This window comes from Priestia sp. SIMBA_032 (genome assembly GCF_046535215.1).
Taxonomy (GTDB): domain Bacteria; phylum Bacillota; class Bacilli; order Bacillales; family Bacillaceae_H; genus Priestia; species Priestia aryabhattai.
This window is the reverse complement of sequence record NZ_JAWRXD010001008.1, coordinates 1-259: the sequence shown is the minus strand read 5'-3', so window position 1 is coordinate 259 and position 259 is coordinate 1. Positions and strand designations below refer to the sequence as shown.

Annotated in this window: 1 protein-coding gene; it reads left to right on the top strand. The window is 66.0% G+C overall.

The features are described 5' to 3' along the window. Positions 1–56 precede the first annotated feature (56 nt). A partial coding sequence (locus SB717_RS37385; RefSeq protein ID WP_410908176.1) for an SDR family NAD(P)-dependent oxidoreductase occupies positions 57–259 on the top strand: 203 nt, incomplete at its 3' end.

The following is a 259-nucleotide window of genomic DNA, read 5'->3' as shown; positions in this document are numbered from 1 at the left end:
CGATGATCTCGGCTTCCAGCATGACCGCAGCTTGACCCAATTGGTGGAGACCGTGCTTGCAGACATCTGACCCTCTCGCCGCCTTCCGACTGAAGGGCAAGACAGCGCTAATCACCGGCCCGACGCGCGGCATCGGCCTCGCCATCGCCCGCCTGTTCGCTGGCGCGGGTGCAAGCCTGGTACTGGCCGATATCGACGCCCCGGCCTGCGACGCGCTTTCCGCTACGCTCGGCGCGATATCGCTGCCCACCGATGTCAG